The organism is Emcibacter sp., assembly GCF_048269205.1.
Lineage (GTDB): Bacteria > Pseudomonadota > Alphaproteobacteria > Sphingomonadales > Emcibacteraceae > Emcibacter.
In genome coordinates, this window is the sequence record NZ_JBLXJC010000001.1 from 815,012 (window position 1) to 839,834 (window position 24,823).

A 24,823-nucleotide genomic window follows, 5' to 3' on the forward strand; every position below is an offset into this window, starting at 1 on the left:
GAACTGATGTCCCGGGAGATATCTCCGGGGCAGAGGGTATGAGCATCCTTTTGTTCAGGATAATGTCCCGGGAGGACTGGAGACAGTTTCAGTCATCGGGCATTTTTGCCGGTTCCGGTCTGGACCGGGCCGACGGCTTTATCCATCTTTCCACAAAACATCAGGTCAGCGGAACTCTTCAGAGGTATTTTCAGGGTAGGGATGATCAGGTTCTGGTCTCTCTTGATCCGGAAAAACTGGAGTCGAACCTGCTGAAATGGGAAATTTCACGGGACAATGAAAAATTTCCCCATTATTATGCGGACCTGCCCCTGGGGGCTGTGGGTCATGCCCATGACCTGAAACTTGATCGAAACGGTAAGCATATTATTCCGCTCTGAGGCTCTGAATGGATATTTTTTCTCTGGCAAAACCCCTGTTATTTGCTCTTTCGCCGGAGACCGCCCATGGTCTTGTCATCAGGCTGCTTAAAGCCGGACTGGTTCCCTCCGCACATGAAAGGGATGATGACGCCCTCCGGACGAAGCTGTGGGGGCTTGAATTTCCCAATCCTGTTGGATTGGCTGCCGGCTTTGACAAAAATGCCGAGGTAGCGGACGCCATGCTGGCCCAGGGTTTTGGGTTTGTGGAAACCGGCACGGTAACGCCACGGCCGCAACCGGGGAACGAAAAACCCCGTATTTTTCGGCTGGAGAAGGATCTGGCGGTTATCAACAGGCTGGGTTTCAATAACAGGGGGCTCGAGGCTTATATGGCCCGTCTGGCGCGCCGGCGGGGTTTGGGCAAGCCGGGAATCGTCGGGGCAAATATCGGGGCCAACAAGGACAGTGATGATCCCATACAGGATTATGTCACCGGGCTGGACCGGCTGTTGTCCTATGCGGACTATTTCACCGTAAATATTTCCTCGCCCAATACGCCGGGTCTCAGGAAGCTGCAGGGCAGGGAGGCTTTGGACGAACTGTTGACCAGGCTTGTGGCGACCCGGGAAGCCGCCCTGAACCGGCTAAGCGTGGTGCCGCCCCTGCTGGTCAAGATTGCGCCGGACCTGGATGAGGCTGAAAAGCGGGATATTGCCGACATCATCGTCAAGCACAAGGTTGATGGGCTCATTGTCAGCAACACCACCATCGGCTTCAGGGAGCAGCTCAGGTCATCTCACCGGGAGGAAACCGGAGGTCTGAGCGGACAACCTCTTTTCGAATTTTCCACTGCCGTTCTCGCCGATATGTACCGGCTGACGGAGGGAAAAATTCCTCTGATAGGGGTCGGCGGGGTCAGCAACGGTCGTCAGGCCTATGAGAAAATCAGGGCCGGGGCGTCACTGATACAGCTCTATTCGGCGCTCATCTATCATGGTCCCGGACTGGTCGGCACCATAAAGAAAGAGTTGCTGGAATGTCTTCGCAGGGATGGATATTCGGAAATATCACAGGCGGTAGGGGCAGCCCACAGGTAAGGCGGGCTGCCTGCCGGTTGCGGATCAGTCGTCGTCGTCTTTCATCATGGACTGCAGGTAATTCTGTTCGCCTACCTTGTCCATCAGGCTGAGGTTGGTTTCCAGCCAGTCCACATGTTCTTCCTCGGACTCAAGGATGTCTTCCAGAAGTTCCCGGGTGATATAGTCCTTGACGGATTCACAATAGGGGATCGCTTCGCGAAGGTCCTTTATGGCATCGATTTCCAGGGCCAGGTCGCCCTCAAAAATTTCGCGTACGTTTTCGCCTATTCTCAGGGTATCCAGGCTTTGCAGATTGGGCAGGCCTTCCAGAAACAGGATTCGTTTGGTCAATTCGTCCGCATGTTTCATCTCGTCAATGGATTCCTCATACTCATGCTCTTCCAGGGCCTTGAGGCCCCAGTCGCCTAACATGCGGCTGTGCAGGAAGTACTGGTTGATGGCCGTCAGTTCGTTTTTGAGGACCTTGTTGAGATGTTCGATGACTTTTTTATCGCCCTGCATTTTTTTGCTCCTGATCTAATGGTTGCAAAAGTATACAGCGACTGGCGGTATCAGTCAACTTATTGATTTTATTGGGCTTTTGATTTTGATAATGAAAAACATTCTCAGCGGAATGGTGTGTCAGGCGACCTGACAGGAGCGGCTTTCTTCGTCCAGAAGGTCCAGTGCACGGCACATGCACTGCCCGCATTGCAGCTCTACGCCCATGCTTTCGTAAAAGTCGGAGACGTGTGTATCCGGCGCACAGTCCCTTGCAGCCTGGCGTACAGTGGATTCTTTGAGGGCGTTACAAATGCAAATATACATTCCGAATCTCCTAAGCGATGGAAATATGATCATGTAAGTAAGAATTATTGTCAACTAAAATAATAATCACTCTCAATAGCTTTCGCAGCTATTCTTGCCTGCCCGGTCTGGATTTTTATTTTCTTTCAGCTATATAAGGGACAACAGCAGGAGGAAAATATGACGGTAACCATTTATCATAATCCCCGGTGTAGCAAGTCCCGCCAGACCCTGGCTTTGCTTGAAGAGCAGGGAATCGCGCCGGAAGTGGTGGAATATCTGAACGATGTTCCCACCAGGGAGCAGCTTGCCGATATTCTGAAAATGCTTGGCCTGTCTTCTGCCCGTGACCTGATGCGCAAAAAGGAAGCGGAATACAAGGAAAATGGTCTGGATGACGAAAGCCTGAGCGAGGACCAGCTTCTTGAGGCCATGACCCGGCATCCCAAACTTATCGAGCGACCCATTGTGGTCAAGGGCGGCAAGGCGGCGATCGGCCGTCCGCCGGAATCCGTGCTTGAAATTCTCTGATCCGGGTTTTTTCTATCCGTGAAGGCCGCCTTTGTGGGCGGCCTTTTCCAGTTTGGGGTAATGGAAAGCCAGGGTTATGGCCCGCATAACCAGAAAGGCCGTATAGCTGAACCACAGACCGTGATTACCCCAGAGCGGCAGGCTAATCCACAAACACAGCGCATAGAAAAGAACCGACAGGAGCATGCTGTTGCGCATGTGGCCGCCGGCGGTGGCGCCGATAAAGATACCATCGAACAGAAAGCTCCAGACGGAAAAAAGCGGCAACAGGATTAACCAGATCAAATAGGTGCCGGCTTCGGCGCGTATATTTTCGATATTGGTGAGCAGGGAAATGATTGCCTCGCCCGTAACGGCATAAACCAGGGTCAGGGCGACCGCGGCATAGAGGGCGAATTTTCCGGCAACCAGGGACGCCTGGCGCAGGGCGGCCGGATTTTTTCGGCCTGTTTCCCGGCCGACCAGTATTTCAGCTGCCTGGGCAAAGCCGTCCAGGCCATAGGAGGTGGCCATCTGCAGGTTCATCAGGATGGCATTGGCGGCCAGTACGGCGCTGCCGAACCGGGAGCCGAGTATGGTAAAGCTGGCCATGGCAACCATCAGGCACAGGGTGCGGATAAATATATCCCGGTTAAGTTTCAGCAGGCGGACCAGGCCGTCGCGGTCAAGGACCTCTGCAAGCGCCGCCTTGTCGAAGGGTGAGGCATTGAACAGGCGCCGGTAGTGGCGGTAAATCAGAAACAGGGACATCAATGCGGCCAGGAATTCCGCCAGTGCGGTGCCCAGACCGACCCCGTCCACATCCATGCCTTCGCCATAAACCAGATAGAAATTGAGGACGATGTTGGTCACATTCATGAAGACCTGGACAATCAGCGCATCCTTGGCCCGGTGCATGCCCAGAAGCCAGCCGACGGCAACGAAGTTGAACAGGGCGAAAGGCGCACCGTAAATGCGCAGACTGAAATAGCCGTCTGCCAGCCGTTCCACATGGGCCTCCGCCTCAGTCAGCTGGAAGGCGATCTGGGTGATGGCCGGCTGGAGCAGGATCAGCAGAATACCGATGACGAAAGCGAGCAGGGTGGCCCGCAGCATGACGACACTGCCTTCAGATGCGTCCTCGCGGCCGTAGGCCTGGGCGGCGAAGCCGGTGGTGGCCATGCGCAGGAAGTTGAAGCCGTTGTAGAGGATGCCGAAAATCATGGTGCCGATGGCCAGTGCCGCGAGAAATTCCGGTCCCTCCAGATGGCCCATGATGAAACTGTCCGCCAGTCCCAGCAGGGGAATGGACAGGTTGGCCAATATCGACGGGACGGCAATGGCCCACATGTCCCGGCTTAGTCTTTGGGTTTCCATGCCGGTCATATTAGTTGAATATTTACGGAAAGAAACGAAATTAGATATCTGGTTTTCCGCTACGGGATGTTGCCTGGATAAGCACAGCCGTTAAGGGTAAAAAACATATAAAACACAAAAAAAATGTATATAAAAATATTTTACATTAAATCTTGAAAAAATTGTTTTCGTGCTTTAATGAGCATAGTGAGTAGAAATACCGGTTGGTATAGGTATGAGTTATATTGCTTTCCGGGCAGTTTGCCCATATATCAGAGACATAAAAAACGGGTCTCTGGTGGGGAGACAATGGAACAAGGATTTGAAAATGAACGGGCAAGCTACCGCTGCTTTGGGAAATGAGACCCTTGAGGAAATGGAATCCGTAGTCGTCCGGTTCGCCGGGGACTCCGGTGACGGGATGCAGCTGACCGGGACACAGTTCTCGGTGGCTACGGCCCTTGAGGGAAGTGACTTGTCCACTTTCCCGGACTTTCCTGCCGAAATACGCGCCCCTGTCGGAACGACTTTCGGGGTGTCCGCATTTCAGATTAATTTCGGATCGGTCGAGGTTTCCACCGCGGGCGACGCGCCTGACGTGCTGGTGGCCATGAACCCGGCGGCGCTGAAGGTAAATATTGCCAACCTGAAACAGGGTGGCCTGGTGCTGGTTGATGAGTCCGCTTTTAATGCCAAGAATCTGAGCAAGGCGGGCTATGAAGCCAACCCCCTCGAGGATGGTTCACTGGGAGCCTTCCGGGTCGAAAAAATCGATATCAGCAAGATGACCCTTGAGGCGGTGAAGGAATTCGGCCTGGGCAACAAGGATGCGCTGCGCTGTAAGAACATGTGGACCCTGGGGCTTGTGCTCTGGATGTTTGGCCGCAAGCGCCAGCCGATCATTGACTGGCTCAATGAAAAATTCGCCAAAAAGCCTGAAGTGGCCGATGCAAATATCGCGGCGCTCAATGCCGGCCATGCTTATGGCGAAACGGTAGAGATATCCGGCAACATCCGCCAGTGTCATGTGGGAAAATTCCAGGAAGAACCGGGTGAATATCGTACCGTCAACGGTAACCAGGCCCTGTCCTGGGGGTTGCTGGCCGGATCACAGCTGGCTGACCTTCAGCTTGTGCTGGGGTCCTATCCCATTACACCCGCTTCGCCGTTGTTGCACACCCTGTCCGGCCTCAAGGACTTTGGCGTGGTCACCTTCCAGGCGGAAGACGAGATTGCTGCAGTCTGTGGCGCCATCGGAGCGTCCTTTGCCGGTGGCCTCGGCATTACCTCCAGCTCCGGCCCGGGAATTGCGCTCAAGACCGAGGCGATCGGTCTGGCCATCAGTACCGAGCTACCGCTCGTGATTGTGGATATCCAGAGGGCGGGACCGTCAACCGGCCTGCCGACAAAAACCGAACAGTCCGATCTGTTCCAGGCGGTCTGGGGCAGAAACGGTGATGCGCCGCTGGTGGTGTTGTCCACCTCCAGTTCAGCGGATTGTTTCGAAGTGGGTGTAGAGGCGGTGCGCCTGGCCACTAAATATATGACACCGGTGATTGTTCTGTCCGACGGTTACATCGCCAATGCGGCGGAGCCCTGGAAGATTCCCGATGTGGACGAGTTTGAACCTTTCCCGGTGAAATTCCATACCGAGAAAGAAGGCTTCCACCCGTTCCTGCGTGATCCGGAAACCCTGGCCCGTGTCTGGGCCAAGCCGGGAACCGAGGGCCTGATGCACAGGATTGGCGGGATCGAGAAGAGCTATGACAGCGGTCATATTTCCTATGATCCGGAAAACCACCAGAAAATGACCGACACCCGGCGGCTGAAGATCGGCGGTATCGCCAATGACATTCCCGAGCAGGAAGTGTCCACTGGCGTGAAAGGCGGCAAACTGGCGGTGGTCGGCTGGGGGTCAACCCGCGGCGCCATCCACCAGGCGGTTCAGAAAGCACGTACCGAAGGCCATGACGTGTCCCATATCCATATCCGGAATATCTGGCCACTGCCGCGGAATCTGGAAGAACTTCTCAAATCCTATGACAAAGTCATCGTGGCGGAAATGAATGTGGGGCAACTGAACACACTGCTGAAAAGCCAGTATCTTCTCGACACCACCTCTTTGTCCAAGGTCACCGGCCAGCCGTTCAAGATTGCCGAGATTGAGGAGGCCATCCATAAAGCCCTGGGAGCAGGAAAATGACGGAACAGGTAAAACTGAAAGCAAAGGACTTTGCCACTGACCAGGAAGTACGCTGGTGTCCGGGCTGCGGCGATTATGCTATTCTCAAAGGTGTGCAGAGCGCGCTCGCCAATATTGGCGCCACACCCCACAATACGGTGTTTGTTTCCGGGATTGGTTGCTCCTCACGTTTCCCCTACTACATGGAAACCTATGGGTTCCATACCATTCACGGCCGTGCCCCCGCCTTTGCTACCGGTGTCAAGCTGACCAATCCTGACCTGGATGTGTGGCTGGTGACCGGTGATGGTGACGGGCTCAGCATCGGCGGCAATCATACCATGCATGTGATCCGCCGTAATCTGGATGTGCAGATTCTGCTGTTCAACAATGAAATTTATGGCCTGACCAAGGGACAGTATTCACCCACGTCGAAGGTGGGCACTCATACGCCGTCCACACCGATGGGATCGGTGGATGCACCGCTGGTCCCCTGCCATTTTGCGCTGGGTGCCGGTGCCCGCTTCATTGCCCGCGGGGTGGATACGGATCTCAAGAGCCTGCCTGGTATCCTTGCCCGGGCCAAGGAGCACAAAGGCGCATCCTTCATCGAGATTTACCAGAATTGTATCGTCTATAACGACAAGACTTTCGACCATTTTACCGACAAGAAGGTGGCTGCCGATCGCCAGCTGCATGCGGTACATGGTGAAAAACTGATTTTCGGGAAAGAACGGAACCGAGGTGTGATCTTCAATGCTGAAACCATGGGTCTGGAAGTGGTGACCATCGGTGAAAACGGGATCACCGAGGATGATATCCTGGTCCATGACGAAACCAATCTCAATCTTGCTCGCCTGCTCGTGGACATTCACGGTACGGATGTGCCCGTGGTTGTCGGGGTGATTTACTGCAATCCCGCGGAAAGTTATGAGACGGCCGTCCACAACCAGATCAATGACGCCAAGGCGGCCAATCCGAAACCGTCATTGAACGCGCTTTTACGCAAGGGACGGACCTGGACCGTGGAGTAATCCACAGTTTCGTTCAGCACAGAAAGCGCCGGTTCATTTGGGCCGGCGTTTTTTTATCTGTGAAGGTTTTCTGCGCTCCCTGCGTATTATCCCTTGAGACCGGGCGTGATATAAGACCTAATGGTCGCGACGATTAATAGTGAACGACGGAGATCGGACATAGAGGACGAGGAACTGATCCTGCGGATCGGTGAAGGTGACCGCACGGCCTACAAGATGCTGATGGAGCGCCATCTGCGTCTGAACCTTGCCTTTGCCACCCGTCTGCTGGGCAATGCCCATGAGGCGGAGGATGTGATGCAGGAAGCGTTCGTCAGGGTCTGGAAGCACGCGGGCAACTGGGATCCGTCACGCAAGACAAAATTTACCACCTGGTTTTACCGGGTCGTGACGAACCTGTGCCTGGATGTGAAACGGAAACGTCGCCCATCCGTGGATCTGGGGGAAGCGGTGGAGATAGAAGACGGCGGTTTGGGGGCTGACGGTATTCTGGAGGAAAAGCAGCGCGCCGGGCGGATTGCCGAAGCGCTTGAAAGGTTGCCGGATCGTCAAAAAGCAGCGCTGGTGCTGTGCTACCTGCAGGGAAGGTCGAACAGGGAAGCTGCGGAAGTTCTGGATGTTTCCGTTAATGCCCTGGAGGCTTTGCTGGTCAGGGGGCGGCGGAAATTGGGGGAAATTTTGTCGAGGGAGAAAAATGACCTCCTTGAGGAGACAGAGTGATGAATGACAAAGACCTGAAAGATTATCTGGAGCTTTACGGCCGTTTCAGCCAGCCGGAACCTTCGGCGGAACTGACAGACCGGCTTCTGCGGATCCCCGGCGAGGTGGAGCAGGCACCGGTTCCCCTGCTTAAAGTGATCAGGGAAAGGCAATTTTGGAACTTTTTTGTCCCGCGCCTGGCCGGCCTGGCCTTTGCCTGCGCCGCAGGCATTTATTTTGGGATGCCGGCAGATACGTCTGGTGATGACGCGGGATATGAAATGGTTGTGGACGATTATATAACGCTGGGCGACGAGATCTTCGGGCAGGAGGATGTAGGCTGATGAAAAAGATTCTAAGCACAAAATGGGTTCACATTCTCCTGTTCCTGTCCATCATCATAAACGTCTTTATGGCCGGTTTCATTGTGTCCCGTGCAACAATGGGGCCCGACCGGCTGGAGAAAAGATCGCATGGCATGTCCAGCCTTGCCTCGCTGACAAGATATTTGCCGCGTGAGCAGCGTCGGGAGTTTTTTCATGGCCTTTGGGATCAGCGCGGGCAGTTCAGGGTTATCAAAAGGGAACTTGCGGACATCAATCGCGACCTGATCGAATTGCTCAAGGCGGAGGAAATTGACCGGGATAAGCTTGGCGAAATGCTGCTTCGGGAGCGGGAAATTCATCAGCAGATGATTTCCCGGTTCCAGGACAGCCTGGTGGAAGGGATTCTCAAAATGCCACCAACAGAAAGAAAAGCCCTGCTGGAAGAGGCCCAGCGCAACTTCGAGGAACGACAGCAGCGCAGGAAATTCTGGAACGACAAGGATATGCTGCCACCCCCGCCGCCGGGTGAATAGGACTGTTCAAAGTTTACATATAATTAACTAATTGTAGAGCATTTCATGCTATCTTTGCCTGTCTGACTTATATGCAGGAACCGGTCATAACCTACCGGTTAGTACAGGAAAGTGGAATGATCAGCGCAGTTTCACCATCTACAACAGGGGTCTACCCGGCTCCCCAAGGCAGCACCACGGTGCGCCCGTCAGAGCCGTCTGGCTCTTCCGGGGCCCATGTGCATGGTGATCATGATGCAGGGCCTGCCAAAAAGGCGTCCTCTTCCGCTGTTTCATCCTCTTCTGAAGGGCAACTGACGGAAGAAGAACAAGCGAAAGTCAAAGAACTTCAGTCTGTGGACCGCGAGATCCGCGCCCATGAACAGGCACACAAGGCCGCCGGTGGTCAGCATGCCGGTGCCGCTTCCTATAGTTATGTAACCGGACCGGACGGAAAACGCTATGCCGTAAGTGGCGAGGTGCCCATCAATATTGCCCCGGTAGAAGGGGATCCCGCAGCAACCGCCGCGAAAATGGAGCAGGTCATCTCTGCAGCGCTGGCGCCGGCCGATCCTTCCGCTCAGGATCGCAAGGTTGCCGCACAGGCCCGGGCCGCCAAAAGCAAGGCATTGGCCGAAGCTAATGCCTTGAGGGCCGAGGAAAATAGCGCCAAATCAAATAGCGCAGAGAACAGTAATGCTCCTGCCGGGCAAAAACCGATCTCCGGTGTTTCCGCCTACCAGGCCGCAGACGGCCTTTCAGTGACGACGGCAAGTTCCGGTCTCTCTTTCGCCGTCTGATTTTTTCTTTTTCAGAACAAAATTTCGACCAAATCGGGAGGCCGCTTTTGCAGGTATCCGCCTGGGTGGTTTTCTGTTTGAAAGAGCGCCTTGTTAACGTCTTATTATGAAATCAGCTTTATATGATTATAATCTAAACAACAGTATTTTTCGTGTCTGTAAGAAGCTGTGTAGTTTTACGGATTGCAGGCAAGGGGGCGAGAAAAACGGGGTCCAGTTTGGAAAGTGAGTATGGACATCCAGAATTCATCAAAAGGTATGGAAAAAATATTCCAGCGCTTGAGAGTCAGGACGGTATTTTTCGTTCTGATGTTGATGATGGCGGTAATGTTCCTGTTTACCCACTTTTATTCTATCCGGAATTATTCGGATTTCATATCGGGTCAGTCGCAGGAAAGCACTGAATATCTCCTGCAGGTAATGGCTCAGGATCGCCTGCATGAGTACCGTGAAGACAAGCTCAGGCGTTTTGTCAATTTCCTGACCAGTTCTGATATTTTTGACCTGTCGTCCGAGCAAATGGCGGATCGTCAGGTCGTGGATAAGGTGCTGGCAGACCGAATGGCAATGCTTTCCGAAGATGCGCAACATCATAACATCGCAACCATCAGGCTTTATGACAGGCAGGGAAATCTTGCTAGCGTGTGGGATCTAAATGATTTTGTCACAGGTGAGGTGGACAACGGTGCGATGCTGGAGATCGTTGCCCGGCTTGATCCGGACGTTGCGACCGATTTCCATGGCAAGTCGGCCAAGGGTGTTCCTTATCACCTGTACCACAAACCCATGCGGAACGGATACAGGGCAATTGTTGTGACGACCCCTTTGATCTCGGTTGCAGGACTTGCAAAAATTATCAAGGGTGATGTTCATGTTCTGAACGACGGGGGAGAAATCATATTCCAGGACCTGTATTACAGCTCGGATGAGCGCAGGTATCTTATGGAGTATATCAAGCCGCAGGATATTCAATTGGATATTTCCGGTGAAGCCCATCAGGACCAGCTTCATTTGAGAGTTTATGTTGATGACAAACTTGAACAACTGGAGGAAAGTCATATCCGATCTTACAGTATTCTGTTTGCTCTTCTTGGTGCGATTTGCATCTGGATAGTCGGGAACTTTCTTCTACGCATCGGTGTGCTGGACAGGATCAGGCAGATTTCCCGGGCGCTGGATATGATCGTACGGGGCAAGACCGATGTGGTGATCCCGCCGGCCAGCAGTGATTCCCTCGGCAAGCTGACACAGAGCCTGAAACGGGTGGTAGAGTATCAGATTGAAAGAAACCAGCTTTTGGAAGAGCTGGCGCGAGCAAAAAAGGCCGCTGAATCTGCCAACAGGGCCAAATCGGAGTTTCTGGCCAACATGAGCCACGAACTGCGGACGCCGCTCAATGCGATCATCGGATTTTCAGAAGTACTGGCCAGCGATTTCATCGGTATCAACCGGGAAGAAAAGCTGAAGGAATATGCAGGGGATATTCGTAACAGCGGTCATCATTTACTTGAGATTATCAATGATATTCTGGATCTGGCCAAAGTCGAGGCGGGTCATATGGAGCTTGTGGAAAGGAACATTGATCTTGCCGATGTGGCGGAGCATTCCATGAAACTGATTTCCGCCCAGGCCCGGAAGAAAGAAATCAGCATTCATCAGCTTATCCCCACTTCCATGCCATTGCTGAGAGCCGATGACAGGATGATCGCCCAGATACTGATCAATTTACTGTCCAATGCCGTCAAATTCACTCCGCCGGGCGGAGAGGTTGTGGTTTCGGCCAATATCAAGACGAGCGGCGAATGCGTTCTGTCAGTGTCTGATAATGGCATCGGTATTGAAAAAGACAAGATTGAAGAGGTCATCAACCCGTTCCGGCAGATTGACAACAGCTATGCCAAGGAGCATCAGGGAACCGGTCTCGGCTTGTCCCTTGTGCGGTCTTTCGCCGAACTGCATGGCGGCTATATTGAAATTGAAAGTGAGTGGGGAATGGGGATGACGGTATATGTTGTTTTCCCAGCCACACGCCTGCTCACTGAAAAGCAGGGGTCAATGTTCCCCGAAGCCATGTTGTCTGAAGTGAATGTTGGTTCTGTCCGCCGCGGCTAGAAAGCGGTACTCAGGTAAATAAAAGCCCGGTCTCCTGTAGCGGAGGTTCCGGGCTTTAGTCTGCGGGTAAGGCCGGCAAATCCGTGAGAGGGGACAAACGGAATACCGGCAGTTCTGTGTTACATTTGCCGTGCGGCTTCTACGTTGGCGAGGACGATCTTGTTGCTGTCGCTCATTTCAAGCGCCCGGGACAGAATCTCATGGGCGTTTTCCTTTTTGTTCAGCGCGGTCAGGGCAACGCCCTTGTTGTTCAGCGCCTTCCAGTTCTGTTCGTCATAGCCAAGGGATTTGTTGCAGCTGGCCAGGGCATCCTCAAAATCGCTTTTCATGGCTTGTACGGCGCAGATGTCGGAATAAATCCGGCTACGCATTTCGCCGTCCATGGGCTTTTTGGAAGCTTTCTTCAGATATTTAAGGGCCTTGTTCAGTTTGCCGGCGGCGATATTCTTTTCCGCCAGGTGATGCAGTTCACCCTTGCCGCCATGCAGAAGCAGGGCATCAGATGAAAGGTCCGCAGCCGTTGCGGGTGTGAATGAAACCAGTGAAAAGGCCCCGGCGAGGGCCAGTATGGTAAATGAAGTTCTTTTATTTTCGGTGCTCATCATCAATTCTCCTGTGATCTCCTGAACTTTAATTACAAATATATTGAATAGCAACGTAGATTAATATAATAATACCTATTCATAAATGAATGGATTTGTCATGGACTGGAATGCACTGAAACTTTTCAAGATGATTGCCGACTGCGGCAGTTTGTCTGCCGCATCCCGACGGCTCAATATCAGCCAGCCGACCCTCAGCCGCAAGCTGGTGGCCCTGGAGGAAAGCCTGGACAGCCAGCTGTTCCAGCGTCTGCCCAAGGGGCTTGTTCTGACCGAGGCAGGGGAAAAAATCATTTCCCTGGTCGAGGAGATGGAGGAGAAAGCCCTGGATGTGGAGAAGGCTGTTACCGGGCAGAACAAACGGCTGGAAGGCACCGTGCGGCTGACCACGACAGAATATATCGGCACCTACTGGGTTCCGGAATTAATGGCCGAGTTTCACGAGCAATATCCGGGGATTTCCGTGGACCTGAATATCGATATGGCCCCCCGGGACCTCTTGCGCCGTGAGGCGGATATCGCCGTGCGTCTCGGTTATCCGAAACAGCCGGATCTGATTGCCAGAAAACTGGGGGTGATGGCGAACTATCTGGCCGCCAGCCCGGCCTATATTGAAAAACATGGTTTGCCGCGAAAGCTGTCGGACATCAAGGATCATCTGGGGATTGGTCTGGAGGAAGCGATCATGCATCATCCCGATGTGTGGAAAATCTTCAGGATGTTCGAGCCCATCAAAATGGTTTTTACCAGCAACAGCATGCTGGCCAACTACGAGGCGGTGAGCCAGGGGCTCGGGATCGGTTTTTTCTCCGATCTGGCCCACGAAAGATATCCCGACCTGGTGGAGGTGGTGCTAGAGGATGCGGAACCTCTGGTGCTGGATGTGTGGCTGGTGACCCATGCGGATATTCAGCATAACGCCCGCATCCGAGCCCTCTATGATTTCCTGGCGGAAAAGCTTGCGGTCTGGTTCAGGACCCGGTCGGGGCCTGTTGATATAAAAGAAAAGCCCGGAATGGCGGAACCGTCCCGGGCTGCTGAATAGGATTATGATGCAGGCTCAGAGAGCTTTCACAATGTCCTCGACCATCTTCTTGGCGTCGGCGAACAGCATCATGGTGTTGTCGCGGAAGAACAGTTCGTTCTGCACCCCGGCGTAGCCGGCGGCCATGCCGCGTTTGACGAACAGAACCGTGCCCGCATTTTCCACATCCAGGACCGGCATGCCGTAGATCGGGCTTGTCTTGTCGGTCTTGGCGGCCGGGTTGGTGACGTCATTGGCGCCGATGACGAAGGCCACATCGGTCTGGCTGAACTGGCTGTTGATATCCTCCAGTTCAAAGACCTCGTCATAGGGCACATCGGCCTCGGCCAGGAGCACATTCATGTGCCCCGGCATGCGACCGGCGACCGGATGAATGGCGTAACTGACCTTGACGCCTTCCTCTTTCAGCATCTCGGCCATTTCCTTGAGCGCATGCTGGGCCTTGGCCACGGCCATGCCGTATCCGGGGACAATGATGACGGAGCCGGCGTTCTTCATGATGAAGGCTGCATCTTCGGCAGAGCCCTGTTTGACCGGGCGCTCTTCGGCGCCCCCGGTGGCTGCAGCGGCATCTTCGCCGCCAAAGCCGCCCAGGATCACACTGATGAAGGAGCGGTTCATGGCTGTACACATGATGTAGCTGAGAATCGCGCCCGAGGAGCCCACCAGGGCCCCCGTGACGATCAGGGCGTTATTGCCCAGGGTAAAGCCGATACCGGCCGCGGCCCAGCCGGAATAGCTGTTCAGCATGCTGACCACCACCGGCATGTCGGCCCCGCCGATCGGGATGATGATCAGGAAGCCGATCACAAAGCTTGCCGCCATGATGTACCACATCAGGTGACCACCGCCTGTGGCGGCCCCTTCACTGAGGGAGAAGGCAACGATCAGGCCGATGATGCCGAGGCCGAGCAGGCCGTTGATCAGGTGGCGTGCCGGCAGCAGGATCGGTTTGCCGGACATATTGCCGTTCAATTTGGCGAAGGCAATGACCGAGCCGGAGAAGGTAATGGCGCCGATGGCGGCGCCAAGGGCCATCTCGATGCGACTTGCCACGTAAATATTGCCCAGGGCATCGGTAATGCCGAAGGCTCTTGGTTCTGCGAAAGCTGCGCCCGCCACCAGCACGGCAGCCAGGCCCACAAGGCTGTGGAAGGCAGCCACAAGCTGTGGCATGTCGGTCATGGCGATACGCCGGGCGGTAACAAGCCCGATACCGCCACCAACGACAAGGGCAATGATGATCCAGGTATAGCTGACAATTTCCGGGTTCAACACTGTTGTGATGACCGCAATGGCCATACCCAGCATGCCGAAGTTGTTGCCCCGGCGGCTGGTTTCCGGTGAACTGAGGCCGCGCAGCGACATGATAAAGAGAACACCGGCCACCAGATAGGCAAGAGCGGTGAGATCCGCGATCATTTGTTCAGACATTTACAGACCCCCCTTACGCTTTTTTGCCGTCGCTGTCAGAAGCGGGCTTTGGTTTTTTCTTATACATGGCCAGCATGCGGTGGGTGACGGCGAAACCGCCGAAGATATTCACTGCGGCCAGCCCGATGGCGATGACGCCGAGAATCTTGGCTAGGCTCATGCCTTCCGGCCCGCCGGCGATCAGGGCGCCGACGATGATGACCGAGGAAATAGCGTTGGTCACGGCCATCAGCGGGGTATGAAGGGCTGGTGTTACGCTCCAGACCACATAATAACCGACAAAAATGGCCAGCACGAAAAGGGAAAGCTGGGACAGGAACGGGCTTGCGTGCGCCGTTCCGGTGGCCATATCAGCCATCTGCTGCAGTTTTTCCATTTTAGTTCCCTCCTGCTTTGAAGTTGGGATGAACAATGGCACCGTCACGGGTGAGCAGGATGCCGCTCACGGTTTCATCCTCGTAATTTATGTTGAGTGACCTGCTTTCCCCGTCCACATGAGGGGTGATGAAGTTAAGCAGGTTCTTGGAAAACAGGGCGCTGGCATCAGCAGCTAGGCGGCCCGGCATATTATGGTGGCCGACGATTTTCACACCCTTGTGCTCGACGATTTCGCCAAGCTTGCTCAGGGTGACATTGCCGCCCTGTTCGACGGCCAGATCGACAATCACACTGCCCGGTTTCATGCTTTCCACCATTTCGTCGGTGACCAGAACCGGCGCGGCGCGGCCGGGGATCAGGGCGGTGGTAATGACCAGGTCCTGTTTGGTGATGGTGTCGGCGATCAGCTTGGCCTGCTTGGCCTTGTATTCGTTGCTCATCTCTTTCGCATAGCCGCCGGCGGTTTCCGCCTGTTTGGTTTCTTCGTCCTCGACCATGACGAATTTTCCGCCCAGGCTTTCCACCTGTTCCTTCGCCGCAAGGCGGACGTCCGTGGCGGAGACGATGGCGCCGAGACGCTTGGCGGTGGCAATGGCCTGAAGCCCGGCGACACCGGCGCCCATGACCAGGACCTTTGCCGGGGCAACAGTGCCGGCGGCGGTCATCATCATGGGGAAGGCGCGACCATATTCATAGGCGCCGTCAATGACGGCCCGATAGCCGGCCAGGTTGGACTGGGATGACAGGATGTCCATGCTCTGGGCCCGGGTGATGCGGGGCATCAGTTCCATGGCATAGGCCTCGATATTGCCCTTGGCATAGATATCCAGCATGGCTGTGTCTGCATAGGGCGCCAAACTCGCGATGAGTTTTGTGCCGGGTTCGATCATTGCAATCTCGTCAATGTCCCCCTCAGCCGCATGCAGGGGGCGCTGGACCTTGAAGATGATTTTCGCATCCCTGTAGGTGTCGGCGGCATCCGCCGTAATGCTGGCCCCAGCGGCCTTGTAATCTGCATCCGGGATACTGCTGTGCAGTCCCGCATCTTTCTCCACCGATACGTCAAAACCCAGCTGGATCAGCTTTTTGACCGTATCGGGCGTGGCGGCAACACGCGTTTCATGCGCCCGCCGCTCTTTTGGAATTGCTAGTTTCATACCGACTTTTTCCCATTAGTTTTTTATTCTTTGATTATGTTTATTTCTGTATTGGTGTTTCATGCTTCAAATCACATGGATACACGAAAATGTGTACATAACAGCAGGCCGGAAATGTACCGGGTCACACCTGCGGGCATGATAGAGAAGTTTCCATCATGGTGAATGCATAAAAGTAACAGGTGCCCTGCCACAGGAAGTGTAGACAAAATAGAATCTTGTGCAACGCAAATAAACAGGATTTATGTCTGCTATACGAATGGTTTATGGTGAAACCTTTTATTCCAGCTGATCGATATAGCCGGCGATCATATCCAGTCCGGAATTCCAGAAAGCCGGATCGGAGGCATCCAGTCCGAACGGTTCCAGAAGATCCCTGTGGTGCAGGCTGCCGCCGGCGGCCAGCATATCCAGATATTTCTCCTCGAAGCCTTCCGGCTGTTTCAGGTAGGTCGCGTAAAGCGAATTAACCAGACAATCACCGAAGGCATAGGCATAGACATAGAAGGGTGAATGGATGAAATGGGGGATATAGCACCAGAAGTGCTTGTATTTCTCATCAAAGATAAAGGCATCGCCCAGGCTTTCATTCTGTACGTCCATCCAGATTTTGCTCAGTTCCTCGGCGCTGAGTTCGCTGTCCTTGCGGGCGTTGTGAACCCTGACCTCGAAATCATAGAAGGCGATTTGCCGCACCACTGTGTTGAGCATGTCCTCCACTTTGCCGGCGATCAGCAGTTTCTTGCGCTCCGCATCCTTTTCCCGGTCCAGGATGGACTGGAAGGTGAGCATTTCCCCAAACACGCTGGCGGTCTCGGCAAGGGTCAGCGGGGTGGAGGACAGCAGTTCGCCCTGTCCGGCGGCCAGCACCTGATGTACCCCGTGACCCAGTTCATGAGCCAGGGTCATCACATCCCGGCTTTTACCCAGGTAGTTGAGCAGCAAATAGGGATGGGAGTCAGTGACGGTCGGATGGGCAAAGGCACCCGGGGATTTGCCGGGGCGCACTGGAGCATCGATCCAGTTGTTGTCAAAGAACCTCTGGCCGATGTCTGCCAGCTTGGGCGAGAAACGGCGATAGGCGGACAGCACAGTGGAGGTGGCGTCGTCCCACTGATAGAGCCTGTCGTCCATGGCGGGCAGGGGGGCGTTGCGGTCCCACCAGTTGAGTTTTTCGACCCCGAACCATTTGGCTTTCAGCTTGTAATAGCGGTGCGAAAGTTTCGGATAGGCGGCCTTGACGGCGCTGACCAGGGCGTCCACCACTTCCTGTTCCACCCGGTTGGACAGATGCCGGGACGTTGTCGGGTCTTCATAGGCGCGCCAGCGGTCCTCGATCTCCTTGTCCTTGGCGAGCGTATTGGTGATCAGGGTGAAAAGCCGGATGTTCCGGTCGAAGGTTGCGTCCAGGGCTTCAGCGGCGGCCTTGCGTTTTGCGCCGTCCTTGTTGCTCAGCAGATCAAGGCATTGTTCTGTGCCCAGCTCTTCCACCTTGCCCGTTTCAGGGTCGGTATAATTAAACTTCAACCCGGCCATGGTTTCATCGAACAGACGGTTCCAGGCGGCCCGGCCGGCAACCGACTTTTCATGCAGCAGCTCTTCGATCCGGTCCTCAAGCTGATAGGGGCGATAGAGCCGGACCCCGTCAAACCAGGATTTGTAGCGGGCCAGATCCGGCGAGGCGTCGAACCAGCCGTCGATGACCTTGTCTTCAATCTTGTTCAGCTCCAGGGTGAAGAACAGCACCTTGCTGACAATGGTATTCAGCTTTTCATGGGCGGTCTGGTAGAACTGGGCGATTTTGCCGTCGGTCATATCCCCGGCATAAAGCAGCCCGGCATAGCTGTAGATACGGCCCATTTTCGTTTCCATGGCCTCGTAAGCCGTAAGCGCTTCCAGCATTTCGTCGGCGGCCAAGCCGGCAAGTTTTCCCTTGTAGGTTCCGGCAAAGGCTTCGGCCTGTTTCGTCAGGGTTTCGAAATCCTGTTCCAGTTCCTTGCAGTCCAGGGACGGATAAAGATCGGAGAGGTCCCAGCGGGGAAGTTTGGAAATGTCCAGGTCCTGTTTGGTCATGGGTCAGATATCCTTTTGGAGACGGGGTTTCCTTTTCATATAGGCGCTAACCATATAACGCCAAGGGGTACCGGACTGCAATGTCTCAAAAGGATAACAGGTAATCAGGCTGAGCCGGTCCTCATCGAAGGTCAGCGCCAGATAATTTTCCTCCGCATTGAAAATGCTGGTGTCGTCGATGATATAGGTCACAGCTGTGCCGTCCGGGCGTTCGACAATGATCTCGTCTCCGATCGAAAGATATTGAAGGTCCCGGAACTGGCTGTTGCGATGGGCGCTTACATAACTGTGTCCCCTTTTGCCCGGCAGGGCGCTGGCGCTCAGGTGCCCCGGACCGAAAGCCATGGTGCGTCCATTGGCCCCGGCAAGGACAATGTGGCTTTGATCCAGGGACGGAAAACTGAGCCGGGCGAGGGGCCAGGTGTCGGCCCAGCCCCAGGGTCTGATCTCCCGCCCGCCTGACAGGGTTTCCTGCCAGGCCCGCTCCAGAAGATATTGGGCCAGTCTGGCCTTGGCCTTCATATAGATCCCGTCGGACAGGATGAACAAACCAAGGAGCAGGCAGGTCCCGGCGAGGAGACGCCTCTTCATCTGATTCTGCGCCGGTACAGCAGGGTTGCTCCGGCGCCAAAACAGAGGATCAGGCCGATCAGGAGTTTCAGGTCCTCGTCCGTGGCCGTCTGCGGGGCGCTGGCGACCATCATGTCAGCCGCCGGGGCCGCAGGAAGAGGCGACTTCAGGGCCTTTACATTCTGCTTGCCCATGACTTTGTCATGGGACCATCCCTTGGGCAGATGCTGGGGCACATTCTTTTGGTCAAGGGTCTCTTCCGCCGGGCGCGACGGGGTTTTGTCCACGGCGACAAGACTTGTATATTTGCTGACCATATGATGGGAGAGGGCAAGCGTTAAAATGTCGGTTTTCAGCTGTTCCCGGTCGCCGCCCTGGCGCATTTTATCCATCAGGCTGGCAATCTTTTGCCGGGCCCATGTCTGGGCCACGCCTGTATCCTGATGGGCGCTGTCCAGCGGCAGGCTGCTTTTCCAGAGTGTGTTGCCCAGACGGCCCTGAACCTGAAGCGTGCCGCCGGTCACAGGGCTTCTGGCCTTGATGATCAAGGGCTCGTTCAAGTAAAGATCCGGATGGCGTTCCGGCCATAGTTCCACACTGCTATCCTCCGGCCAGCTAATCCGGATATCGGTCATCACCGGTGCGGACAGTTTTTTGAACAGGGACTGCATCTTGTCGGAGACTTCTTCTGCCGACCCGATATGGGTGAAGGTTCCGCGGCCGAATTCGGCGGCCTTGCGCATGAAAAAGCTGTTGGGTGCCGACCCGATACCGACGGTGAACAGACGTCCGTCACCGAGCTGTTCGTTGATCAGGCCAAAGAGCTGTTCTTCGTTGCCAATGGCGCCGTCCGTGAGGAAAATCACCTGGCGCAGACGTGCCTGATCGGACGGGGTTTTGAGAGCGAAATCCAGCGCCGGGGCCATTTCCGTACCACCGTTGGATTGCAGGCCGTTGACAAAATACAGCGCCTGCTGGATGGCGGAAGGGCTGACCGGCCGGCTTTGCGGAAACAGCGGATTGGTGATGCTGTTGAATTCGATGAGGTTGAAGCTGTCGGCCGGGGTCAGGTTTCGAATGGCCATGTCCAGGGCCGCCTTGGCCTGGGCAAGGCTCTGGCCGTGCATGGAGCCGGAGGTATCGATGATAAATATGGCCTCGCGTGGCAGGCGGGCGCTTTCCCCGTAGGAGGAAGCCGAAGGCATCAGCATCATGAGATAATAGTTGTCAGGGCCCCTGGTCTCCCGGAACAGGGCCGCTTTGGGAGCCTCGTCCAGTTTCGGGGACCAGGTGAGGACGAAGTCGCGGTCTGCCACTTCGTTGTTTCCGGCAAGGGCGATCTGCCAGCGGCCCGGGGCGAGCTGGCTGGGGGCAATTTCGTGGGAGGAACTTGAAAGATCGGCAAGCTCCATACCGGCATTGAGGATAATGTCGATCGCGACGGGGTTTTTACGATTGCTGTCCGGACCGATAACATCCGAGGTGATCACTTCCGTTTCCGTATCCTCCAGGGCCCAGCCTTCTTCACCGGTATCGGAAAGATGCTCGGTAATGACACGCGGCGGCGTGTATCTGGGACCGACAACAAGAGGAAAGCGCAGACTGAATTCCCCCCGGTTATAGGCCAGAGTCTGCTGGTATTCGATGGTAACGGCAATTTCCTCACCAGGGCCGATATTGGCGAGCCGGGTGGTGAAGACATTGGGGCGATGCTGGCTGACCAGTGAGGCCTTTTTGCCAGCTTTCCTTGCGGCGGCATAGATTTTCCTGGCTTCCTGTTTTTCCCGGATTTCTCCTTCCACTATTCTTTCCCCGATGACCATCCGCAGATGATCCACGGCAGCATTTTCCGGCAATGGAAACATATAGCTTGCCTCCTGCCAACGGCTGGTGGTGTTTCTGAACCTCTGGGTGACTGAAACCCGGGCAATCAGGCCCGAAATGTCCATTTTTACAGCGGTGTCCAGAAGGGGTGCCGGGGTTTCCCCTTCCTCTTCAAGGGCCGACTTGAAGATCAGAACGCCGCTGGTCAGGGGATCGGCAGGGGCCGCCCCAAGGGGCGCGGGCAGGAGAAGGCTGAAAAACAGTAGAAGACTTAATCTGGTCATGATGAAACTTTCCCACATCTTGTGTTGTTAAGGTGCAATGCGTGTTCATCCAACCGTCCAGAAAGGAACATTAGAGGGCAATAACGGCATTCTCCTGCCGGTAAAAAGGTATTTTCCGGGTATTTTTGTGGCGATTCATGGGAGGCGGGTTTTGTTATCGCCGGGAAGATAAAATGGCGCGTTTGCCCCAAAATGGGCCAAATATTATCCCAAAATGGGACAATTGGAGAGATTTTTCAGATTTTTTAACTTTTGTCCCGTATTGGGACATAAGGGAAAGAAAAATTACAACAGAAGCTGATCTATATATGAGAAAACTGATTCTGATCGTTGAAGATGAGGAAACTCAACGCAAGATGCTTCAGATCGCGCTGGAGAAAGCCGGTTATAATACGGTATCGGCTGCAAGCGGACGGGAAGCGATCGCGATGTTGTGCGGGGATAATCCGCTGCAGGTGGATCTTGTTTTGCTGGATCTGGTTCTGGGCGATATCAATGGGATTGATGTTCTCGAAAAACTTTCCGAAGAAAACCTGATTGTTCCGGTCATCGTGCTTACCGCGCACAGTAGTCTGGATACCGCTGTCAGCGCCATGCGGGCCGGGGCCATTGATTTTATTGCCAAGCCGGCTGGTGTGGACCGGCTCAAGGTCTCTATTGAAAATGCCCTGAAGCTGAACCAGCTGTCCGGGGAAATTTCCCGTCTGACCCGCAAGTGGGACGGGATCATGAATTTTCGGGACCTGATGGGCGAAAGTCCGGCAATCCGCCAGGCTATTGAGTTGGCCAAGAAGGGGGCGCGGGCCAATGTGCCTATTCTCCTGGAAGGGGAAAGCGGTGTCGGGAAAGAAGTCTTTGCCAGGGCCATCCAGGGAGCCAGCGAACGCGCCGGCAAACCCTTTGTGGTGGTGAACTGCGGGGCCATCCCCGCCAATCTGGTGGAAAGCATTCTTTTCGGACATGAAAAAGGCGCCTTTACCGGTGCCACGGAACGCCACGAAGGCAAGTTTGTAGAAGCCAATGGCGGTACGATCTTCCTGGATGAAATCGGCGAATTGCCCCTTGATTTGCAGGTCAAGCTTCTGCGTGTATTGCAGGAGGGAGAGGTGGACCCCATCGGCGGCCGGGAGTCGATCAAGGTGGATGTGCGCCTGATTTCCGCCACCAACAAGAAGCTGAAGGATCTTGTGAAAAGCGGTCATTTCCGCGAAGATCTGTATTACCGGCTCAATGTTTTTCCCATCACCCTGCCACCGCTCAGGGAGCGGACCGGGGATATTGAAAAACTGGCACTGCATTTTATTGACAAAATCAGTGCGGCCGAGGGACGCATCCGCAAGCAACTGAGCCAGGAAGCTCTCAGACTGCTTGGCGGCTATAGCTGGCCGGGTAACGTGCGTCAGCTTGAGAATGCAGTTTTCCGGGCGGTAATCCTGTCCGAGGGGGAGAGCATCAACCCTGAGGATTTTCCCCAGGTTCTCGCGGCCCTGCAGAAGCATCCGGAAACGTTTGAAAAGGATGCACTACCGGTGATCAATCACGAAGAGGGGGGAAATCATAAAAACTCCCCGGTAAATGTGCTTGATGCAGAAGGTAACATACGTCCCATTGCCGAGGTGGAAAACGAAATGCTCCTTCTGGCTATTCATCTGTATGACGGCAAGATGTCGGAAATTGCCCGTCGCCTGGGGATCGGACGGTCAACCCTGTACCGGAAAATATCGGATCTCGGTCTGGATACGTCCGATGATGAGGCAAGTGGCCGCAAAGCGGACACTGAAAATTCTTGAAATCATCCCGGCAGGCCCAATATATTATTCTTCTACAATAAAAGGGTATGAGGAATGATTTATTTGCTGGCCTTTTTTCTGCCGCCTGTTGCCTTGTTGTTTTACGGAAAGATATTCCAGGCGATCTTCAATGCTGTTATCTGGATCGTGGGTTTTATTTTTCTCCTTCTCGGCGGCTGGGTGCTCTGGGCCATTGCCGTCGGTCATGCCATTTTTGTGATCCACGGGGCGAGAGCCGATGCCAGGACACAAAAAATTGTCGACGCCATTAACTCAGGCAAATAAAAAGGGCGGCCAAGCCGCCCTTTGATGTCTTCCGGAAAATTCCGTCTTTATCCGCGGGCCATACCCAGTGCATGGGTATAGGTATCAAGCAGAGCTTCCATTTCCTGACGATCATGTTCTTCCATTTTACGAAGCCGGACAATCTGCCGCATGATCTTCACATCGAAACCTGTGGCCTTGGCCTCGGAATAGACATCCTTGATGTCTGCTGCCAGATTGGCTTTCTCTTCTTCCAGTCGTTCGATGCGTTCAATATAGGATCTTAGGGCGTCTGCAGCGATGCCGCCTGCTTCTGTCATGGATATTGCTCCCGGTTGAATATTTGAGCCTGATGTGAAAATCGAGAGGGCACATTATCCGGCTGTCCGGGGCAAGGCAACCGGAAAATCACAGAAATTCGAGTGCCGCTTGCCTGGGCTCAGAGTTCCCTGTTTTTCTGCAGGCTTTCTTCCATTTTCTGCATCTGTTCCGGTGTAGCCTCGGTCTGGTATTTTTCCGTCCAGTCCTTGTAGGGCATCCCGTAGATGATTTCCCGGGCTCCGGCCTTGTCCAGTTCAACACCCTGTTCATCTGCGGCTTCCGTATACCAGTTGGCGAGGCAATTGCGGCAGAAACCGGCAAGCCCCATCAGGTCGATATTCTGGGCGTCGGTGCGTTTGGAGAGATGGGACAGCAGCCGGCGGAAGGTGGCGGCTTCGATTTCGATACGTGTCTGTTCGTCCATGTCGGTTCCCTGAAGTTGAATGTCAGAAATGTCGGATTGTGGTCAATGATCTGTCGGCAGCCAGTTCGGCCAGTTCCTCAGCCAGTATCCGGCCCCATTTTTTCTGTCCGGCCGGGGTGTCAATTTCGTTCTGCCGGACCTCGATGGTAACCTGGGGGTAGCCGTGGTCCGCGCCGTGCCGGTTCATGGTGTGAAACAGGTCGCGCCCGGAATAGGGTTTGTTGTCGCCAACCATAAGGCCGTGTTTTTTCTGCAGCCGCTCGATCAGTTCCCGGGCCAGACGCGGGTCCCGGTTCCACAGCATGCCCGCATGCCAGGGGCGCGGCACGCCGTTCATGACCGGGGTAAAACTGTGCATGCCGGCCACCAGCGGGACATGTCCCTGGGCGGCCTTGTGCCTGACCAGCTTTTCGGCCCTGTCGTGAAAGGGGTGATAAAAGCGGTCCAGCCGTTCCCGGACGGCGGCGCGGTCCAGGTCGCGATTGCCGGGGATGATGGTTTCATCGCTCACGGCTGGGATCAGAGTGGCATGATCGGCTTCCCGGTTTGGATCGATCAGCAGTCTTGAAAAACGTGCGAGAATCGCCGGAGCATCCAGCTGATCCGATATGTGCCGGGTGATTTCTGCCATGCCGATATCCCAGGCGATATGACGTTCCAGTTCTTTCGGTTCAAGGCCAAGGTTGTTGAATTCCTCGGGAATGAAATTGCTGGCATGTTCGCAGATCAGAACGATACCCGCTTTCCCTTGCGGGTTGAGGATTTCATAGGCTTCTGTCTGTTCAACGGGACGGGATGTTTTATGTGATGTCTGCAGCATCGGACCTTCGTTTATTGGTTGCCCTGTGTGACTAGGGTATGCAGCGGCAGAGCACAAA

26 protein-coding genes are annotated in these 24,823 nt (G+C 54.7%); 13 read left to right on the forward strand and 13 right to left on the reverse strand.

Going from position 1 to position 24,823, the window contains the following annotated elements:
• The first annotated feature begins 38 nt into the window (after window positions 1–38).
• The gene (locus ACN0YD_RS03765; RefSeq protein WP_417317309.1) at window positions 39–380 is read left to right on the forward strand and encodes a DUF952 domain-containing protein; all 342 of its coding nucleotides are present in this window, start codon (window positions 39–41) and stop codon (window positions 378–380) included.
• A gap of 8 nt (window positions 381–388) precedes the next feature.
• Window positions 389–1,459: a quinone-dependent dihydroorotate dehydrogenase gene (locus ACN0YD_RS03770; RefSeq protein ID WP_417317310.1), complete on the forward strand. Its 1,071-nt coding sequence runs from the start codon at window positions 389–391 to the stop codon at window positions 1,457–1,459.
• Window positions 1,460–1,483: 24 nt separating this feature from the next.
• On the opposite strand, the gene bfr is transcribed toward ACN0YD_RS03770, so the two are convergent.
• Both bfr and ACN0YD_RS03780 read right to left on the reverse strand, forming a co-directional pair.
• A complete protein-coding gene (bfr, locus tag ACN0YD_RS03775) occupies window positions 1,484–1,963 on the reverse strand; it encodes a bacterioferritin (protein WP_417317311.1) in 480 nt (159 codons plus the stop codon).
• Window positions 1,964–2,083: 120 nt separating this feature from the next.
• The gene (locus ACN0YD_RS03780; RefSeq protein WP_417317312.1) at window positions 2,084–2,269 is read right to left on the reverse strand and encodes a ferredoxin; all 186 of its coding nucleotides are present in this window, start codon (window positions 2,267–2,269) and stop codon (window positions 2,084–2,086) included.
• A 159-nt stretch (window positions 2,270–2,428) separates the two neighbouring features.
• Between ACN0YD_RS03780 and arsC the strand changes: the two genes are divergently transcribed.
• Window positions 2,429–2,779, forward strand: coding sequence for an arsenate reductase (glutaredoxin) (gene arsC, locus ACN0YD_RS03785; protein WP_417317313.1), 351 nt, complete (start codon window positions 2,429–2,431; stop codon window positions 2,777–2,779).
• A 12-nt stretch (window positions 2,780–2,791) separates the two neighbouring features.
• Here arsC and ACN0YD_RS03790 read toward each other — a convergent pair whose 3' ends face one another.
• Window positions 2,792–4,144, reverse strand: coding sequence for an MATE family efflux transporter (locus ACN0YD_RS03790; RefSeq protein ID WP_417317314.1), 1,353 nt, complete (start codon window positions 4,142–4,144; stop codon window positions 2,792–2,794).
• A 298-nt stretch (window positions 4,145–4,442) separates the two neighbouring features.
• Between ACN0YD_RS03790 and ACN0YD_RS03795 the strand changes: the two genes are divergently transcribed.
• From ACN0YD_RS03795 to ACN0YD_RS03825, 7 genes are all read left to right on the forward strand, one after another.
• Entirely contained in the window at window positions 4,443–6,317 is a 1,875-nt protein-coding gene (locus ACN0YD_RS03795) for a 2-oxoacid:acceptor oxidoreductase subunit alpha (RefSeq protein ID WP_417317315.1), read from the forward strand.
• Window positions 6,314–7,330 carry a 2-oxoacid:ferredoxin oxidoreductase subunit beta gene (locus ACN0YD_RS03800; protein WP_417317316.1) on the forward strand — a complete coding sequence of 339 codons (1,017 nt, stop codon included), beginning with the start codon at window positions 6,314–6,316 and terminating at the stop codon, window positions 7,328–7,330. The genes ACN0YD_RS03795 and ACN0YD_RS03800 overlap by 4 nt, the downstream gene beginning before the upstream one ends.
• A 120-nt stretch (window positions 7,331–7,450) precedes the next feature.
• On the forward strand, window positions 7,451–8,050 hold the full coding sequence (locus tag ACN0YD_RS03805) for an RNA polymerase sigma factor (RefSeq protein ID WP_417317317.1): 600 nt from the start codon (window positions 7,451–7,453) through the stop codon (window positions 8,048–8,050).
• Window positions 8,050–8,373 carry a hypothetical protein gene (locus ACN0YD_RS03810; RefSeq protein ID WP_417317318.1) on the forward strand — a complete coding sequence of 108 codons (324 nt, stop codon included), beginning with the start codon at window positions 8,050–8,052 and terminating at the stop codon, window positions 8,371–8,373. The genes ACN0YD_RS03805 and ACN0YD_RS03810 overlap by 1 nt, the downstream gene beginning before the upstream one ends.
• Window positions 8,373–8,888: a periplasmic heavy metal sensor gene (locus ACN0YD_RS03815; RefSeq protein WP_417317319.1), complete on the forward strand. Its 516-nt coding sequence runs from the start codon at window positions 8,373–8,375 to the stop codon at window positions 8,886–8,888. The genes ACN0YD_RS03810 and ACN0YD_RS03815 overlap by 1 nt, the downstream gene beginning before the upstream one ends.
• Before the next feature lie 116 nt (window positions 8,889–9,004).
• The gene (locus ACN0YD_RS03820) at window positions 9,005–9,667 is read left to right on the forward strand and encodes a putative metalloprotease CJM1_0395 family protein (protein ID WP_417317320.1); all 663 of its coding nucleotides are present in this window, start codon (window positions 9,005–9,007) and stop codon (window positions 9,665–9,667) included.
• Window positions 9,668–9,898: 231 nt separating this feature from the next.
• The gene (locus tag ACN0YD_RS03825; RefSeq protein WP_417317321.1) at window positions 9,899–11,779 is read left to right on the forward strand and encodes a sensor histidine kinase; all 1,881 of its coding nucleotides are present in this window, start codon (window positions 9,899–9,901) and stop codon (window positions 11,777–11,779) included.
• A 119-nt stretch (window positions 11,780–11,898) separates the two neighbouring features.
• Here ACN0YD_RS03825 and ACN0YD_RS03830 read toward each other — a convergent pair whose 3' ends face one another.
• Window positions 11,899–12,384, reverse strand: coding sequence for a hypothetical protein (locus ACN0YD_RS03830; RefSeq protein WP_417317322.1), 486 nt, complete (start codon window positions 12,382–12,384; stop codon window positions 11,899–11,901).
• Window positions 12,385–12,481: 97 nt separating this feature from the next.
• Here ACN0YD_RS03830 and ACN0YD_RS03835 point away from each other — a divergent pair, with 97 nt between their 5' ends.
• Entirely contained in the window at window positions 12,482–13,426 is a 945-nt protein-coding gene (locus ACN0YD_RS03835; RefSeq protein WP_417317323.1) for a LysR family transcriptional regulator, read from the forward strand.
• A 15-nt stretch (window positions 13,427–13,441) separates the two neighbouring features.
• On the opposite strand, the gene ACN0YD_RS03840 is transcribed toward ACN0YD_RS03835, so the two are convergent.
• From ACN0YD_RS03840 to ACN0YD_RS03865, 6 genes are all read right to left on the reverse strand, one after another.
• Entirely contained in the window at window positions 13,442–14,860 is a 1,419-nt protein-coding gene (locus ACN0YD_RS03840) for an NAD(P)(+) transhydrogenase (Re/Si-specific) subunit beta (protein WP_417317324.1), read from the reverse strand.
• A 13-nt stretch (window positions 14,861–14,873) separates the two neighbouring features.
• A complete protein-coding gene (locus ACN0YD_RS03845; RefSeq protein WP_417317325.1) occupies window positions 14,874–15,236 on the reverse strand; it encodes an NAD(P) transhydrogenase subunit alpha in 363 nt (120 codons plus the stop codon).
• A gap of 1 nt (window position 15,237) precedes the next feature.
• The gene (locus tag ACN0YD_RS03850) at window positions 15,238–16,395 is read right to left on the reverse strand and encodes a Re/Si-specific NAD(P)(+) transhydrogenase subunit alpha (RefSeq protein ID WP_417317326.1); all 1,158 of its coding nucleotides are present in this window, start codon (window positions 16,393–16,395) and stop codon (window positions 15,238–15,240) included.
• Between the two features lie 279 nt (window positions 16,396–16,674).
• Entirely contained in the window at window positions 16,675–18,468 is a 1,794-nt protein-coding gene (locus tag ACN0YD_RS03855) for a M3 family oligoendopeptidase (RefSeq protein ID WP_417317327.1), read from the reverse strand.
• Window positions 18,469–18,471: 3 nt separating this feature from the next.
• Window positions 18,472–19,059: a class GN sortase gene (locus tag ACN0YD_RS03860; RefSeq protein WP_417317328.1), complete on the reverse strand. Its 588-nt coding sequence runs from the start codon at window positions 19,057–19,059 to the stop codon at window positions 18,472–18,474.
• Window positions 19,056–21,146: a marine proteobacterial sortase target protein gene (locus ACN0YD_RS03865; protein WP_417317329.1), complete on the reverse strand. Its 2,091-nt coding sequence runs from the start codon at window positions 21,144–21,146 to the stop codon at window positions 19,056–19,058. Before ACN0YD_RS03865 ends, ACN0YD_RS03860 begins: the two co-directional genes overlap by 4 nt.
• 308 nt (window positions 21,147–21,454) lie before the next feature.
• On the opposite strand from ACN0YD_RS03865, the gene ACN0YD_RS03870 reads away from it, so the two are divergent.
• Both ACN0YD_RS03870 and ACN0YD_RS03875 read left to right on the forward strand, forming a co-directional pair.
• Window positions 21,455–22,936 carry a sigma-54-dependent transcriptional regulator gene (locus tag ACN0YD_RS03870; protein ID WP_417317330.1) on the forward strand — a complete coding sequence of 494 codons (1,482 nt, stop codon included), beginning with the start codon at window positions 21,455–21,457 and terminating at the stop codon, window positions 22,934–22,936.
• Between the two features lie 54 nt (window positions 22,937–22,990).
• Window positions 22,991–23,221, forward strand: a complete 231-nt coding sequence (locus ACN0YD_RS03875; RefSeq protein WP_417317331.1) for a YqaE/Pmp3 family membrane protein — start codon at window positions 22,991–22,993, stop codon at window positions 23,219–23,221.
• 47 nt (window positions 23,222–23,268) lie between these two features.
• Here the strand turns inward: ACN0YD_RS03875 and ACN0YD_RS03880 are convergent, their stop codons facing one another.
• From ACN0YD_RS03880 to ACN0YD_RS03890, 3 genes are all read right to left on the reverse strand, one after another.
• Complete coding sequence (locus ACN0YD_RS03880; protein WP_417317332.1) at window positions 23,269–23,520, reverse strand: DUF2312 domain-containing protein; 252 nt, start codon at window positions 23,518–23,520, stop codon at window positions 23,269–23,271.
• Between the two features lie 119 nt (window positions 23,521–23,639).
• Complete coding sequence (locus ACN0YD_RS03885) at window positions 23,640–23,945, reverse strand: DUF1244 domain-containing protein (RefSeq protein WP_417317333.1); 306 nt, start codon at window positions 23,943–23,945, stop codon at window positions 23,640–23,642.
• A gap of 22 nt (window positions 23,946–23,967) precedes the next feature.
• Window positions 23,968–24,765, reverse strand: a complete 798-nt coding sequence (locus tag ACN0YD_RS03890; RefSeq protein ID WP_417317334.1) for an N-formylglutamate amidohydrolase — start codon at window positions 24,763–24,765, stop codon at window positions 23,968–23,970.
• Window positions 24,766–24,823: the final 58 nt, after the last annotated feature.

Excerpts from the sequence above, each read along its gene's own strand:
- arsC (WP_417317313.1), top strand. The coding sequence starts at position 2,429 with ATGACGGTAACCATTTATCATAATCCCCGGTGTAGCAAGTCCCGCCAG.
- ACN0YD_RS03800 (WP_417317316.1), top strand. The coding sequence starts at position 6,314 with ATGACGGAACAGGTAAAACTGAAAGCAAAGGACTTTGCCACTGACCAG.
- ACN0YD_RS03825 (WP_417317321.1), top strand. The coding sequence starts at position 9,899 with ATGGACATCCAGAATTCATCAAAAGGTATGGAAAAAATATTCCAGCGC.
- ACN0YD_RS03840 (WP_417317324.1), bottom strand. The coding sequence starts at position 14,860 with ATGTCTGAACAAATGATCGCGGATCTCACCGCTCTTGCCTATCTGGTG.
- ACN0YD_RS03835 (WP_417317323.1), top strand. The coding sequence starts at position 12,482 with ATGGACTGGAATGCACTGAAACTTTTCAAGATGATTGCCGACTGCGGC.
- ACN0YD_RS03860 (WP_417317328.1), bottom strand. The coding sequence starts at position 19,059 with ATGAAGAGGCGTCTCCTCGCCGGGACCTGCCTGCTCCTTGGTTTGTTC.
- ACN0YD_RS03795 (WP_417317315.1), top strand. The coding sequence starts at position 4,443 with ATGAACGGGCAAGCTACCGCTGCTTTGGGAAATGAGACCCTTGAGGAA.
- bfr (WP_417317311.1), bottom strand. The coding sequence starts at position 1,963 with ATGCAGGGCGATAAAAAAGTCATCGAACATCTCAACAAGGTCCTCAAA.
- ACN0YD_RS03875 (WP_417317331.1), top strand. The coding sequence starts at position 22,991 with ATGATTTATTTGCTGGCCTTTTTTCTGCCGCCTGTTGCCTTGTTGTTT.
- ACN0YD_RS03770 (WP_417317310.1), top strand. The coding sequence starts at position 389 with ATGGATATTTTTTCTCTGGCAAAACCCCTGTTATTTGCTCTTTCGCCG.
- ACN0YD_RS03820 (WP_417317320.1), top strand. The coding sequence starts at position 9,005 with ATGATCAGCGCAGTTTCACCATCTACAACAGGGGTCTACCCGGCTCCC.
- ACN0YD_RS03765 (WP_417317309.1), top strand. The coding sequence starts at position 39 with ATGAGCATCCTTTTGTTCAGGATAATGTCCCGGGAGGACTGGAGACAG.
- ACN0YD_RS03870 (WP_417317330.1), top strand. The coding sequence starts at position 21,455 with ATGAGAAAACTGATTCTGATCGTTGAAGATGAGGAAACTCAACGCAAG.
- ACN0YD_RS03890 (WP_417317334.1), bottom strand. The coding sequence starts at position 24,765 with ATGCTGCAGACATCACATAAAACATCCCGTCCCGTTGAACAGACAGAA.
- ACN0YD_RS03810 (WP_417317318.1), top strand. The coding sequence starts at position 8,050 with ATGAATGACAAAGACCTGAAAGATTATCTGGAGCTTTACGGCCGTTTC.
- ACN0YD_RS03850 (WP_417317326.1), bottom strand. The coding sequence starts at position 16,395 with ATGAAACTAGCAATTCCAAAAGAGCGGCGGGCGCATGAAACGCGTGTT.
- ACN0YD_RS03880 (WP_417317332.1), bottom strand. The coding sequence starts at position 23,520 with ATGACAGAAGCAGGCGGCATCGCTGCAGACGCCCTAAGATCCTATATT.
- ACN0YD_RS03780 (WP_417317312.1), bottom strand. The coding sequence starts at position 2,269 with ATGTATATTTGCATTTGTAACGCCCTCAAAGAATCCACTGTACGCCAG.
- ACN0YD_RS03805 (WP_417317317.1), top strand. The coding sequence starts at position 7,451 with ATGGTCGCGACGATTAATAGTGAACGACGGAGATCGGACATAGAGGAC.
- ACN0YD_RS03865 (WP_417317329.1), bottom strand. The coding sequence starts at position 21,146 with ATGACCAGATTAAGTCTTCTACTGTTTTTCAGCCTTCTCCTGCCCGCG.
- ACN0YD_RS03815 (WP_417317319.1), top strand. The coding sequence starts at position 8,373 with ATGAAAAAGATTCTAAGCACAAAATGGGTTCACATTCTCCTGTTCCTG.
- ACN0YD_RS03830 (WP_417317322.1), bottom strand. The coding sequence starts at position 12,384 with ATGATGAGCACCGAAAATAAAAGAACTTCATTTACCATACTGGCCCTC.
- ACN0YD_RS03790 (WP_417317314.1), bottom strand. The coding sequence starts at position 4,144 with ATGACCGGCATGGAAACCCAAAGACTAAGCCGGGACATGTGGGCCATT.
- ACN0YD_RS03855 (WP_417317327.1), bottom strand. The coding sequence starts at position 18,468 with ATGACCAAACAGGACCTGGACATTTCCAAACTTCCCCGCTGGGACCTC.
- ACN0YD_RS03885 (WP_417317333.1), bottom strand. The coding sequence starts at position 23,945 with ATGGACGAACAGACACGTATCGAAATCGAAGCCGCCACCTTCCGCCGG.
- ACN0YD_RS03845 (WP_417317325.1), bottom strand. The coding sequence starts at position 15,236 with ATGGAAAAACTGCAGCAGATGGCTGATATGGCCACCGGAACGGCGCAC.